This is a genomic window from Alteromonas sp. W364, from assembly GCF_031846205.1.
Taxonomy (GTDB): Bacteria; Pseudomonadota; Gammaproteobacteria; order Enterobacterales; family Alteromonadaceae; genus Glaciecola; species Glaciecola blandensis.
On sequence record NZ_JAVRID010000003.1, the window covers coordinates 387,070 to 401,041 of the forward strand.

General features: G+C 43.0%; 13 protein-coding genes. 5 read left to right on the forward strand and 8 right to left on the reverse strand.

The features are described 5' to 3' along the window. Positions 1-96 precede the first annotated feature (96 nt). The 4 genes from rpmG to radC form a co-directional block, all read right to left on the reverse strand. On the reverse strand, positions 97-252 hold the full coding sequence (rpmG, locus tag RM556_RS07080; protein WP_311360760.1) for a 50S ribosomal protein L33: 156 nt from the start codon (positions 250-252) through the stop codon (positions 97-99). 9 nt (positions 253-261) lie between these two features. After that, positions 262-498, reverse strand: coding sequence for a 50S ribosomal protein L28 (rpmB, locus tag RM556_RS07085; RefSeq protein WP_311360759.1), 237 nt, complete (start codon positions 496-498; stop codon positions 262-264). Between the two features lie 293 nt (positions 499-791). Next, positions 792-1,544 (reverse strand): glycosyltransferase family 25 protein, encoded by a 753-nt coding sequence (locus RM556_RS07090; protein ID WP_311374263.1) that lies wholly within the window; start codon positions 1,542-1,544, stop codon positions 792-794. A 119-nt stretch (positions 1,545-1,663) separates the two neighbouring features. Beyond that, entirely contained in the window at positions 1,664-2,338 is a 675-nt protein-coding gene (gene radC, locus RM556_RS07095) for a RadC family protein (RefSeq protein ID WP_311360757.1), read from the reverse strand. A gap of 93 nt (positions 2,339-2,431) precedes the next feature. On the opposite strand from radC, the gene coaBC reads away from it, so the two are divergent. Together coaBC and slmA are read left to right on the forward strand one after the other, a co-directional pair. Continuing rightward, a complete protein-coding gene (coaBC, locus tag RM556_RS07100) occupies positions 2,432-3,646 on the forward strand; it encodes a bifunctional phosphopantothenoylcysteine decarboxylase/phosphopantothenate--cysteine ligase CoaBC (RefSeq protein WP_311360756.1) in 1,215 nt (404 codons plus the stop codon). A gap of 22 nt (positions 3,647-3,668) precedes the next feature. Continuing rightward, positions 3,669-4,262 carry a nucleoid occlusion factor SlmA gene (gene slmA / locus RM556_RS07105; protein ID WP_311360755.1) on the forward strand — a complete coding sequence of 198 codons (594 nt, stop codon included), beginning with the start codon at positions 3,669-3,671 and terminating at the stop codon, positions 4,260-4,262. Here the strand turns inward: slmA and RM556_RS07110 are convergent. The 3 genes from RM556_RS07110 to RM556_RS07120 all read right to left on the reverse strand — a co-directional run bounded on the left by RM556_RS07110 (position 4,251) and on the right by RM556_RS07120 (position 8,486). Beyond that, positions 4,251-5,456: a capsular biosynthesis protein gene (locus tag RM556_RS07110; protein WP_311374264.1), complete on the reverse strand. Its 1,206-nt coding sequence runs from the start codon at positions 5,454-5,456 to the stop codon at positions 4,251-4,253. The genes slmA and RM556_RS07110 overlap by 12 nt on opposite strands. A gap of 131 nt (positions 5,457-5,587) precedes the next feature. After that, positions 5,588-6,670, reverse strand: a complete 1,083-nt coding sequence (locus RM556_RS07115; protein ID WP_311374265.1) for a CDP-glycerol glycerophosphotransferase family protein — start codon at positions 6,668-6,670, stop codon at positions 5,588-5,590. Positions 6,671-6,839: 169 nt separating this feature from the next. Next, on the reverse strand, positions 6,840-8,486 hold the full coding sequence (locus RM556_RS07120) for a M28 family metallopeptidase (protein ID WP_311361333.1): 1,647 nt from the start codon (positions 8,484-8,486) through the stop codon (positions 6,840-6,842). Positions 8,487-8,845: 359 nt separating this feature from the next. On the opposite strand from RM556_RS07120, the gene RM556_RS07125 reads away from it, so the two are divergent. Continuing rightward, on the forward strand, positions 8,846-9,439 hold the full coding sequence (locus RM556_RS07125; protein ID WP_311360752.1) for a TetR/AcrR family transcriptional regulator: 594 nt from the start codon (positions 8,846-8,848) through the stop codon (positions 9,437-9,439). Next, the gene (locus tag RM556_RS07130) at positions 9,436-10,584 is read left to right on the forward strand and encodes an MBL fold metallo-hydrolase (RefSeq protein ID WP_311374266.1); all 1,149 of its coding nucleotides are present in this window, start codon (positions 9,436-9,438) and stop codon (positions 10,582-10,584) included. The genes RM556_RS07125 and RM556_RS07130 overlap by 4 nt, the downstream gene beginning before the upstream one ends. A gap of 13 nt (positions 10,585-10,597) precedes the next feature. Here RM556_RS07130 and RM556_RS07135 read toward each other — a convergent pair whose 3' ends face one another. Then, positions 10,598-11,641 carry an alpha/beta hydrolase gene (locus RM556_RS07135; RefSeq protein ID WP_311360750.1) on the reverse strand — a complete coding sequence of 348 codons (1,044 nt, stop codon included), beginning with the start codon at positions 11,639-11,641 and terminating at the stop codon, positions 10,598-10,600. Between the two features lie 371 nt (positions 11,642-12,012). On the opposite strand from RM556_RS07135, the gene RM556_RS07140 reads away from it, so the two are divergent. Next, positions 12,013-13,791: a DUF885 domain-containing protein gene (locus RM556_RS07140; protein WP_311360749.1), complete on the forward strand. Its 1,779-nt coding sequence runs from the start codon at positions 12,013-12,015 to the stop codon at positions 13,789-13,791. Positions 13,792-13,972: the final 181 nt, after the last annotated feature.

Consider the following 13,972-nt stretch of genomic DNA (forward strand, 5'->3'; position numbering starts at 1 on the left):
TATGGTCCGAACAACATCATCAAACATTTTATCTTATTTCACAACACAAAAAACCCAGCAAAAGCTGGGTTCTCGTGGAGACAAAGCACAAGTTTATTACTTGATTTTCGCTTCCTTGAACATAACGTGCTGGCGAATTTTAGGATCGTATTTTTTGATCTCCATTTTGCCAGGCATGTTACGCTTGTTTTTGTCTGTGGTGTAGTAGAAACCCGTACCAGCAGATGAAACTAATTTGATTTTATCTCTCATGGGAATTCCTTAGATTTTCTCGCCACGAGCACGGATATCAGCTAGTACTGTATCAATGCCTTTTTTATCGATAATACGCATACCTTTAGTAGTTAAGCGTAATTTCACGAAACGGTTCTCACTCTCAACCCAAAAACGGTGAGTTTGAAGATTTGGCAAAAAGCGACGACGAGTCGCGTTTCTAGCGTGTGAGCGGTTGTTACCGACTGCAGGACGCTTACCTGTAACTATACAAACTTTTGACATCTTATTGTCTCCAGAAAAACTGTTTGCCGTCTAACCCAAGCAAACAAATATTGCTGTTAAACGTCTTTAATAATGAGGGCGCATTTTATACAGGAAACGCCACCCCAATTCAACAAAAACTTGCTTTTTGGGCGATCTTTTTACGATCAGCTCAAAACGATTGTATTATTTTTGAACGGGCAACACTTGCAGAACTCATAAAATCACTTGGCGATATAGAACATACTTACAATATATCAATCACTTAAGCGATAAGAGTTCGAATAAAGGGCTATCGGGTCGCTTTTTTATGACTAATCTAATTGGTTTAAACGTTTCGCTCGCTCTTTTTTGTTTTTGAACAAGAAATAAAGTCGACTGGTGAGCTGTTTCCAAAAGCTCTTTTTGGCCTGGCTTCTGGCATCATCCTGACTGCTGTTTTTACCGATATCACTTAACTTTTGGCGATCAACCAAAATTGAATACGGCAACAAACCAAACACTTTGAGATCGCGCTCCCACCAATATTGAATATCGATATCGATCGGGCGTTGAATAAAACCATCATACACTAACAGTTTCTTTGCACCTTCGGCACTGATTGCTTGCGCATAAGTGCCGGCTGGCACTTTATTATAGGTTACCAATGAAAAGTCATTTTTGGGGATCTGATGGATAGCGCGTCGCTTAATAGGCGTTTCACCTAATTTGATAATATCCCAAGATGTGTCAAGTTCAGCCAAGGTCTGGATGGCATCGCTAGCGCTATCCTGTAGAACAAAGTCATCTTCTAGTACTACTGCGAAATCAAGCTCATCTTCGATGATTTTTTTCCAGACTTGTTGATGACTCAAACAACAACCAATTTCACCGGGGCTCAGTTCTTTATAATAGTCGGACTCTGCAAACTGATAGAGTTGGCTTAAGGTTTCAGCTGACATCGACAGGCCATTGACTGCCTCGATACGCTCAAAGTCTAAACCGGCATCATCTAGTTGTTGAGCGCAAGCCCCGAGTCTATCCTTTGACTCTGCCAAATTGATGACAAAAATTTTCCATTTCTTCATGTAATACTATTTGTTCCTGCCGACTGAATAGACGAATGATAACGCAGATTGAAACGCGATCACATAGGCGCTATTTGCATACAGACAAAAAATATCAAGAAGAACATGCAAGCAAAGAGCTATAGCAAACCCCGTTGAGCAAAAGACACTGTCTCACCGTCTCCAATCACAAAATGATCTAGCACTCTCACATCTATTAGCTCCATTGCACGCTGTATTCGGCCCGTGATTTGGATATCAGCTTGGCTAGGCTCTGCCACACCACTTGGATGATTATGCGCTAAAATCACAGCTGCAGCGTTATCTTCCAATGCTTGTTTTACAAGCTCTCTTGGATACACTGCAGCACTGTTGATTGTGCCTTTAAACATATGCCGAAAGGCAATGAGTTGGTGCTGGCTATCGAGTAATAGCATAGCGAAGATTTCATGAGGCTTTCGTTGCAGTTGCGCTAATAAGTAATCTGAAGCTGATTCTGCGTGCGTGAAACTTTGGGGCTTTGTCAGTGATTCTGCTAGCGAACGTTTGGTCAATTCAAAGCAAGCATTTAAGGTTGCATATTTTGCTAGCCCAAAGCCAGTGGTTTGGCTTAATTGCGCCTTACTTGCACTAACTATAGCGCGAACAGAGCCATGCCTCGCCAATGCCTCACGCCCAAGTTCAACAGCGTTTCGTCCCTTACTACCGGTGCTGATAATGATGGCAAGCAGTTCAGCATCGGATAGTGTTTCTGCACCAAATTTCAATAATTTTTCTCGCGGCCTCTCATGTTCTGGCCATTTCATCATTTTCATATTTCCATTCCTTTGGTTTCTTTGTCACAATAGCGCTTATCCAATCCTTTGAAGAACGAGCGCAAGCTATACTTGTACTCTCAATAGCAAAATATGCAACTTGAACAAAAGAACGTTTTACTGGGTATCAGTGGTGGCATAGCCGCATATAAAACACCTGACTTGGTCAGAAAACTGACTGCTGTAGGCGCTAATGTCAGAGTTGTGATGACTGATTCAGCCAAAGAGTTTGTTTCCCCCTTAGCACTTCAAGCCGTTTCAGGGAATAAGATTAGTAACAGTCTTTTGGACGAAGATGCTGAAGCGGCGATGGGTCACATCGAACTAGCACGCTGGGCAGACGTATTCTTGTTAGCACCCGCGACCGCAAATGTCATGGCTAAACTCACTCACGGTCTAGCTGATGACTTGCTCACTACCCTCGCCTTAGCGACACCAGCGCCAATTATTATTGCGCCCGCCATGAACCAACAAATGTGGGCTGCGCCAGCAACGCTTGAAAATACTGAAAAACTAAAAGCAAGAGGATTAAGCTTCATTGGGCCAGCAAGTGGCGAACAAGCCTGCGGTGACATTGGCTATGGTCGTATGGTTGAACCAGAAGATATCGTCAAATTCTTACTCGAATATGATTTCGAAGACCAAGCCAGTGAACAGATTTTCGCTGGTAAGAAAATCATGATTACAGCCGGTCCGACTCGAGAAGCACTGGATCCTGTGCGGTATGTAACGAATCATAGCTCGGGTAAAATGGGCTATGCGCTTGCTGAAGTCGCACGAGATTTAGGTGCTGAAGTCACCTTGGTTTCCGGCCCAGTTAACCTAAACCCTCCGAAGAATATTGTTTGCAATCAGGTTGTTAGTGCTCAAGACATGCTGGATTCGGTAATGCGAGATATTACCCACCAAGACATATTTATTGCCTGCGCAGCCGTAGCCGACTTTCGTTTGGCCGAAGTACCTACTCACAAAGTTAAGAAAAAAGAAGGGCTGTTAACGCTTTCATTTGAGCAAAACCCTGATATTCTAAAGACCGTTGCAGCACTAAATAAGAAACCGTTTACCCTAGGTTTTGCCGCTGAAACAAATGACGTAGAGGCCTATGCCAGAGGTAAGCTTGAGCGTAAAAATTTGGATATGATTGCCGCCAATGATGTATCATCAACAGACTTAGGTTTTAATTCTGATCGAAATGCACTAACGGTAATTACAAAGCATAATAAAACGGATTTACCACCGGCTAGCAAAAAAGCGCTAGCGAAAGAGTTACTAACACTGTTGCATATTGAATATAGCAATCAAAAATAATAAAAAGTAAATAGGTACTCTCATGCCCGCGACAAAAAGACCCAACCGCCGCGCACAAATACTGCAAGCACTTGCAGGAATGCTAGAACACAATCATGGTCAACGAATCACAACTGCAAAGCTTGCTGAGCAAGTAGGTGTTTCTGAAGCCGCCTTATACCGTCACTTTCCTAGTAAAGCACGTATGTTTGAAGGCTTGATCGAGTTCATTGAAGAAACACTTTTTTCCCGTATCAATAAGATTATGGAAGAAGAGAAAGAAGCCGCAACGCGATGCCAATTGATCATGCATTTAATTTTAGGCTTTGCCGAGAAAAACCCAGGTATCACTAGAATATTAAACGGCGATGCATTACTTGGCGAACAAGAGCGCCTGCGAGACCGCATTGCTAAATTGTTCGAACGCTTAGAAGTACAATTGAAGCAAATACTAAGAGAGCGCAAGTTGCGTGAAGGCAAAACACTGAGTGTAGACGAAGCTGTGTTAGCCAATATTCTTATCTGTTTTGTTGACGGTAAAATCAATCAGTTCGTGAGAACGAAGTTTGAGCGTCCACCAACGCAACAGTTTGGTGAGTATTGGTTAGCCTTTAAAGACCATTACTTAGCTAACTAGCCAATTTTTGTGGTGAGTGTTATCGACACTCACTTCTTCAAATTCTTTTAAAAAACCATCTTGTCCATTCATGCGCCTTTCAACTGCATGAATGTTGGCCGTTCCCGCATCTACCCATTGCTCTGGAATACAATACTCAGTTTGAAGAAAAGCCAGAAACCGCGAACGTAGGCTTTCATTCATCTCCCACTCATCAAGAACAGCTATTCTTTTACGTAATACATCTGAGTTTGGGCAGTGAATAACTAAGCCCGGTACGTTGTAACAAGCGCTGCCTAAGGTGATAACCTTTCTGCCAAGCAACAATGCCTCCAGACCAACGGTCGAATTAATGGTGACAACCGCTTTCGCTTTCTGAATTAACTCCTGCGTGTTGTTTCCATTGGCAAAAAGGGTGTTTGGGTGCTTGTCATACAACTGCTCATAATGCTTGGGCCACGATGGGTGCTCTTTGAATACAAGGTAAAAAGCATCATTCAGATAGGCATCAAAGGCACTCACAACTTCTTCATAAAACTGCTCCATGCTTTTAATCCATGAAGAATTACTGATAATTTGAGAATCGTTTGGCACTTGAAAGGGTATGAAAATGAAATTGTCAGGGAGGCTCGTTTCAGTTTGTGTTGCTCGTTGTTTATGCGGTTTACGCTGCACTAATGAGTGAGACGATATCGTTGAAGATGCTAAAGACCCGTCACGATTTAAATAGAACCGAGGATCCTTTGGGATTGAACTAGTACCGTTTACTCCATTGCAATCGAGCGTCGTTGTACGAGGCAGTAATCCATTCTCAAAATACCAAACCTTAATATTAAGACTTTTTGCAAGGTAAACTAATGTCTCGGCTGGTAGTTTATGGCCATTCCAAACAGCGATAGCTGCTGGCTGTTTTTGCTTGAAAATTTCATGGTATTTAGCGAATCGTAAAACTTGCAAAAAGTAAGTCACGACATAGTGGAGATTGCGAAAAAGTCGATATGAAAAAAGCCATGGAGACTGCACTGATTTCTTTTCAACTTGCTTCTCAACAATGTCATTAAGATCAGCTTTCATCGCAGGGAGCAAGCCAAATAACGCGCCTAAGGTTGGCATGCCTAAGTAATTCACTTCTGTTTTAAGACGTACGCCTTTAGAGAGCTTTGCAAAGTACTTACCATGACTATTTCGCTTTATTATAAACAATACATCTAACATCCATCACTCCGACTCTTGCGCGCATTTGGCGCACACTAGCCCAAGAGTTTATGAAAATAAGATGATGCTTAAATTAACGAGGAATGTCACTTTTGTGACAATATCAAATATTAACAAGAATCTGTTTTTGACTAGTTCGCAAGGATAAAATCGGTAATACGGTCACTGCATTTCCCGTCAGTTTTACCGGCCATTTCCAAAGTAATTTTCTTTCTATAGGCTGACTTAGCACTGGGATTTGCTAAACAGTAAGCGACTTTGTCTTTCACTTCTTTGGGGCTCTTTGCTTGCTCACATAAGTCATGAAATAACGCTAAGTCTTGGTCCATACGTTGACCCATTCTGAACTTAAACAGACCTCGGTAGCTCCATCTCACTTTATAAAAGTCACACCAGACGACTGGCTTATCGAGTGCGGCAAACTCAAATACTGTTGAGGAAGCTTCTGACAACATAAGGTCAGCGAGATCCATAAACGGGAGCAGAGAATAGCAATCTACAGGACCAATATACACATTGTCATAAGTAGACCACGCATTTAGCAAGGCGCGCTGTTTTGCATACTTTGCTTTGGTGAAACTAAAAAAGTGGGGCTTGATAATAAAATTGTATTCGGACATTTCTGCCGGCCAATCTTTCGGGAAACACTCAATGCTGGATGGAAAAAATGTGGGAGCGTACAGCACAGTAGGCTTGGTCGGATCTAAACCGATAGACTGCAGAGTTAACTCTGATTGCAATGCTTTATCTTCGCTAAATAAAGGATCGAGCTTAGCGTAACCCACATCTTCAAAGCGACGATTTGGAAACATTTCTTCTAATCGCTGTTTTCGGGTGTCGCCTTCAACGAAACGAACATCAAACGGGAATTGACTAGTGACGTAATAGCAAGCTTTTGGACCAATGCCATGTTGCATGTAGGCTAACTTGATCCCCTGCTCTTGTAATTGCGTGAAAGCATCATCCGGTGCATTGCCAAACACAATCCAGCTAGGCTGCTTGTTAGCATAGAAAGCTTTCGCTTCCTGCCCATCGTTTACCATTGCGTAAGTAAAGCCCTCTTCATCTAAGGCTTTTTTTGTAATCGGGGAGATTTCAGGTTCTTCATGGAGTAAAAACGATACCTCGCATCCCGCTTTTTTAAGGCAATGTGCCACAGGTAAAAACTGAGGTAAGTAGTACAAGTGCAACACGTCGAAGATGACTGATTTCATAATCCAGCAAGTTTATATGTCAAAACAATATAATACCGTACATGAACTATTTATGACAGTTTGATGACAACAGGCTCTTTCAAACGCGATAAGCGACAGCTCGTCAAGGCATCCGTTAGAATAAGATGGTACCACCTAAGAAAATCCTAGGTGGTACTTGTTTTTGAATTTACTTCGCGAAGGTCTCGCCGAAGAAATCGCCCTCGTTCCAAGTCGGCTTTTCAGCTTGGTTAGCTAAAGTCAGGCCAATTTGGAAGTTGACGTTTGTGAAGGTTTTCGCCGCTTCCCATACAAAAGGTTGGCTCATATCATCACCCGGTTTGTGATAGTTGGTAGATAAGAAAGTACTGAATACTTTGCTGCCATCTATTTCTGGATCTTTTGATTGTAAACCAGGTACTAAGAATACCGCTGGGATGCCCTGTTTTACGAAGCTATAGTGATCAGAGCGGGTAAATAAGTTCTGCTCTGGCCACGGGTCTTCACTCAATGTTAATCCAGCGTTTTTCGCAGCTAACTCTACCGATGCTTTCATAGAAGAATGATTTGCACCAAAGGCAATCACATCTGCAAATTCATAAGTGAGAATTGGCATATCTAGGTTCACGTTGGCGATCATACTCCCCTTTGGTACCGTTGGATTGCGCGCGTAATAATCTGCACCCAACAAACCTTTTTCTTCTCCTGTGACAGCGATGAAGATGATTGAGCGTTTCGGTGCCACAGGTAACTCACTGAACATTCTTGCCGTTTCCATTAAGACAGATGTACCAGTAGCGTTGTCCATTGCGCCATTATTGATTTTGTCTTTCTTTACTGATTTAGAAATACCGATATGATCAGAGTGAGCAGAAAATACAACATACTCATTTTTCAAAACGGGATCGCTGCCTTCCAAGATACCGACGACATTCGGGCTAGTTAGGTTCTCATGGGTCGTTTTGCGACTCAGGGTAACCGTTGCTGGAATATCGAACCCCACTGGAGATTCTTCTTTTTCTAATTGCGCGAAGACATCTGCAATAGGAGTTGACCCAAGTGCAAACAGTTTTTCAGCCGCTGGCGGGCTGAGATAAGCACTACCCACTAAGCCAGGCTGCACGTTTGAAGGGTTACCATCTTCTTGCACCCAGCGCATTCTAGGAGAATATAGGTAATTCAATAAATTCTTGTAAGGACGTCTTTTTTCGCTGCTTGGTGTTGTGACTGTCATGTAGCCAACTGCGCCACGCTCTGCAGCATACTTTGATTTTTGCGTACCTGAAGCAGCATGCGAGCCTTCTTCCGATGGAAACGAAGCTGGCTTACCCGATAAAGCTAGTACAATCTTGCCTTCAACGTCTAAACCGGCGTAATCGTCATGGTTTAGATTTGGTGCAACAATACCGTATCCCACGAAAATAATGGGAGCAGTAACGCTAGCATCTTCAGACACTAAGTTAGGTCCACTCAAAAAGTCATCAGGATACGTTAGCGCAAAGCTTTCACCTTTAGATTCTACATTAAAGCTAGGTGAATCTTGCACCAGCAAACCTTTACGGAAATTAATGCGTTGAATATAAGTACCGTTGTCTCCAGCAGGCTTTAAACCGTACTTGGCAAATTCGCCAGCAATATACAAAGAAGCAATCTCATGACCTTGGGAACCGGTTTCTCTTCCCTCTAATAAATCGTCTGCCAAAAAGCCCATATGTGACTTAATGTTCTCAATATTAGGAGTCACATCTACCATGCTACTCATCGAGTGTTGTTGGGCTGTCATGGAGCAGCCTAGAACCAGTAAACTGGCGCTTGCTGCAATCGTCGATTTCAGCATTAGTTGCGTAAAGCGTTTCATACTATTGTCTCTTTTGGTGTCAGTGTTGTTTTCGAATTTGGTTTTCGATTTTTGCTTTTCATTTTTCACGCCGTGTTTATATCATAAATTCAGGCCCAATATTACGATGTAATGCCTTCTGAAATATTGTGTAACATTTTCCTAAGGTTGCTTCTGAAAGCTCGTTTAATAGGTGTTTGTAATCTAAGGAGGAGAAATTCAAACTCTTGGCATTTTCCTAAAAGGCTGTTATACCTATAGCATTAAGAACAGATGTTCTTTTATGTTTAGCGCTATTGTATTGGCTTAAATCGCCACCTGCATGCGCAAAAAACAGGTTGTGAATAGGAAGGTTGCCTATGCCAAAGCAAGCCCAGTACAACATCAACGACATTCTTTCGTACGCAGTTGAAATCTTCACAGAGCAAGGTTTTGCTAGCGCTTCGATGGAAGAAATCATCGCTCGAACGCAATTTAATCGAAGAGCGTTTTATCTAGAGTTTAAGAGTAAACGCGGTTTCCTACACGCGGTCTTACAGCACTACGTCGACACGCAATTATCGCGATGCCAAGAAAGCTTAGTTGCACGCAGAGAGACCGGTACGGTTGCAATAGATGACTACTTCCGAGCTTATTATTCACTTATATCCGAACAGGGTTGCTTATTAGTTGACTGTATTAGCGAACTAGGCCGAAGTGACGAGCAGGTGCAAACTATCGCGCGTCATTATTATGATTCATTGCAATTATGCTTTATTGCTTGTTTAGAGCGAGCACAGAAACATCAACAAATTCGCCCAGATGTGAATATTGAAGCAATTGCCTTACAGCTTACCTGTTTTACTCAAGGCTTTGCGGTATCGAGTATTTTGCAAGATGGCGAAGACGATGTGCTCATTGCCATGCGTCAGGTTTTGTCTAGCGTTGCACTAAACCAAGAAGCCGACACATGAGAAATATGACAAAGAGCCATACTTCGGCAAAGTATCAGCTCACGTGGTCACATCGACTCATTGGTCTGATTTTTATTGTATTTTTAGCATCGTGTGCTGGTACTGACAGCTTCCAACAGCGCAAGGGCAAAGAGCATCATACGCCCGATGGTTTTAAGAACTTATACGTTGTTGATACCGATAAGAGCTTTTTTGATTTTCTGGAAATGCGTTTACTGGGCGATGAAGTATGGGCAGACCACCCCGCTTTGGCTGACCAAGTGCCTCAGCAACAAGTAGATATTGCTAGAATTCAAGCGAAAAGTGATCTGCAAGCCGAGACAGATGTGCCGTTAATAACATGGCTAGGGCACTCTATGTTCTTGATTCAACATAAAGGTCTCACCTTACTCACCGATCCTATTTTTAGTAATCGGGCATCTCCACTCTCGTTTGCTGGACCAAAACGCTATATACCACATGCAATGGACTACGCAGACTTACCTAATATCGACATTGTCATTATTAGCCATAATCACTACGACCACCTAGACAACAGTACCTTGAGCACCTTAGCCGAAAGAAGCTTACAACAGGTCTCACCTACTCGCTTTTTTGTGCCTCTAGGTTTGAAAGCCCACTTAGAACAAGAGGGCGTAATCGCTAATAATATAACTGAGCTAGATTGGTGGGATAAGAGCATTGCGCAAAACGCCTTTGCTTCGGCCGATATACAGGCACTACCAAGCCAACATTGGTCAGCGCGGGGGCTAAGTGACAGATTGCAAACGCTTTGGGCAAGCTGGTCAATAAATATTGATGGGTTTCACATTTGGTTTGCCGGAGATACTGGCTATAACAGCGTTCAATTCAAAGAGATTGGCGAACGTACCGATCCTATCGACTTGGCGCTCATTCCCATAGGTGCCTACTTACCTCGATGGTTCATGCAGAAATACCACGTGAATCCAGACGAAGCATTGAAAATACAGGCGGATGTAAAAGCTAGCAAAGCAATTGGGATGCACTGGGGTACCTTTCCACTCACCGCGGAAGAACCGGGTGACCCAGTCAAAGCGCTCAAACATGCCCAAGAAACACAATCACTAGATGAATCGAAATTCACCACGATGGCTATCGGCGAAACAATGCGTTTTGAACCATAAGCCGTTCGTGAACCTATCGGCCTTTGGCTACTTCAGCACAAAAATTTGCCATACTGCTAGCAGTTTCACGACTAATGTCAGGACAGGCAATGGGGAACATTTCAACTGCATGAGTGGTACCCATCACTTGTCTACAACTGGCTTGAACACCTGCACGCAATAACAAGCGATAGAAATTCACTCCCTCGTCTCGCAAAGGATCACACTCATTAACGCTAATCATCGTTGGCACAAAGCCTTTTAGATCTTCTTCAGTCGCGAAACCTGGCCAAGCTAAAGGGTTTTGTGCTTCGAATGCCTCGATGCCATAAATCATCGCACTTATATTGTTGTGTAGATCGAGCAAAATACCGTTATTTTCTGCCGATGATGGATTTTCTGGCAAGGGCCACTTCCCTGCAATGTAAGGGCACAATGCGTAAACGCCAGAAATAAGCGATAATTGCTTATTGCTTTTTAAAGTCAGAGCCGTGGCGATAGCTAGGTTCCCGCCACCACTGTCGCCCGATACCACAATATTATCCACATCGATGTTAAAGGTATCGCTATTTTCAGATAACCACTGAAGTCCCGATACGCAATCATTCAATCCCGCAGGAAACGGCGCAACCTCGGGTGATGATGAAGGCAACAGTGCATTTCTAAAATCTACCATTGCAACCGCTACGCCTTGTGCAGCAATCATTTTGCCCCATGCAGTGTAATTGCCATCGTAGCAGGACATCGTCGCCATACCGCCACCATGTATGTAATAAATACACGGTAAGTTATGTTGATTGTCGGGTCGAATGAATTGAATATTGACCTGATTACCATCTGGGCTTGATGTGAAAGAATGAGTACTAATATTCAGACCCGTGCTAGGTGCAATGGTTTCATCGTTGCAATTATCTAGGAAGCCTTTCATCATTTGGCGAGTCATTATCGCTCGTTCTGACTGAGCAGCTTCAAGAGCGGCCTCGCGACTCTCTATATCGTTAGACCCCGTAAGACGCATTTTTCCAAAAGCGGCTTTAATCCTTGGATCTATTCTTGGGTCATTTTCCATTTTACTCATCGCTATTTTGCCATTGTGTGGTACTTCATGACTTGTTTTATATCAGCCACACGCTTGCTTGTCATCCCCGCACTCTCGTCTTCCCTGCGCTGTCGTCATCCCTGCGCTGTCGTCATCCCCGCGCTGTCGTCATCCCCGCGCTGTCGTCATCCCCGCGCTGTCGTCATCCCCGCGCTTTCGTCATCCCCGCGAAGGCGGGGACCTAGATTCCTGCCTCCGCAGGAATGACAGATAATTGCAGGAATGACAGATAATTGCAGCAATGACGGATGATTGCAGGAATGACGGATGACGAGACATATTTAACTTTTGGTTAACTTTAATCGAGCTTTCGAGTAACCTGAGAGCCTGATTGATAAACGAGGTAAGATATGAAAAAGGTTTTTTGTTCTGTTGCAGTGGCGTTATCACTGGCGGCCTGTGGTTCAACCCAGCCCACTTCTCCAACTAGCACCACGGCACCGATGGCACAAGTCAAACCGGTCGCATCCTATACTTTACAATCTTTATTAGATGAAATTTGGGCATATGAAATGTCTGTTTCACCTTATTTGGCAAAGTCGCGAGGGCAAAAAACCCAAAGGGCGTTAGAGGATATCAGTGAATCAGGGCTTGCTGAGCAAGCAGCTCAATACAAAGCCTTTATGAGCATGCTGAATGAAATAAATAGCGAAGAACTAAGCCATTCAGAAAACATCTCCTTATTAATGCAGAAGTATCGACTTCAAAACTATATCGACTCTTACACATTTAAAGAATATCTCGTTCCAATTACCGCTGAATATGGTTTTCATAGTGCAATAGGCAATAGTGCTAGCAATACAAAAATCAAAACCGATGAGCAACTCAACAGCTACATGATGTTGCTCTCTGAAATACCAGATTACTTTGCTCAACAAATCGCTTATATGAAAGAAGGTATGCGAGTAGGCCAAGTGCAACCCAAAGCTGTCTTGAAAGGCTTCGAAGAATCGGTTTCTGCATTCATTGCTGAAACACCAGAAGATAGCCTTTTCTTCTCTCCTTTTGCGAATATGCCCGACAGCTTAAAAACCGATAGAGATATGAGTGAAGCGAAGGCAGAAATTGAAAAGGTCAATCAAGCTTACGTTGATTTTTATCACTTTTTAAGTGACGAATATATCCCTGAAGCCAAGCGTGATATTTCAGTCAAAACATGGCCGAATGGCGAAGCTTTCTACCAGAACAGAATCAAGCACTTCACTACCACCGACCTCACAGCCAAAGAAATACATGAGATTGGCCTAGCAGAAGTCGCTCGTATCAGAGCTGAAATGCAAGAAATAGTCGACGCTCTGGAATTCGATGGCGATATTAATGAATTTATTGAGTTTCTTCGTACTGATCCGCGTTTTTATGCGCAAACACCAGAAGATCTGATCATCACGGCGTCGTATATCGCCAAACAAATGGATGCTCAACTACCGAAACTTTTTAAAAAATTACCACGCACGCCATATGGCGTTGAAGCTGTACCAGACAGCATAGCGCCCAAATATACAACTGGCCGATACATATCACCCAGTTCAGATGACCGTCCAGGTTATTATTGGGTAAATACTTATGCCCTAGACAAGCGTCCATTGTATGCATTACCTGCCTTAACCTTACATGAAGCAGTACCCGGTCATCACCTGCAAATTTCTTTAGCGGCAGAAATGGACGAACTACCTGATGTACGCCGTTCAACCTATATATCAGCTTTTGGTGAGGGTTGGGGCTTGTATTCAGAATACCTTGGCTTAGAAGTTGGTATTTATGAGGATCCATACGATAACTTTGGTCGTTTGAGCTATGAAATGTGGCGCGCCTGTCGTTTAGTTGTTGATACTGGCATGCATATGTTTGGCTGGAGTCGAGACAAGGCACTCAGTTATATGATGGAGAATACGGCATTATCCGAGCATAATGTACGCACAGAGATTGACCGCTATATCTCGTGGCCCGGACAAGCTCTCTCGTATAAAATTGGTGAGATAAAAATTAAAGAATTGCGAAAGAAAACAGAATTAGCCTTAGGCGAAAAATTTGATGTTCGCGATTTCCATGATGCGGTATTAGCACATGGCTCTGTGCCCTTGTTCGTTTTAGAACAAAACATCGACCAATTTATTGAAGATAATCGCTAAACAGCAAACATCACAAACCTTGAAATTTACGATATAGATCAAGCTCTTGCTAAAAGGGCTGATCTATATATTGTTATTTTCGATTCAAAAACGGTCGCACCTCAACACTCCCTAGGATAAACTTAGTGACGAGTGTGATCATGATGATACACAAAACGTGAAACGGATAATTTCCGTTTCG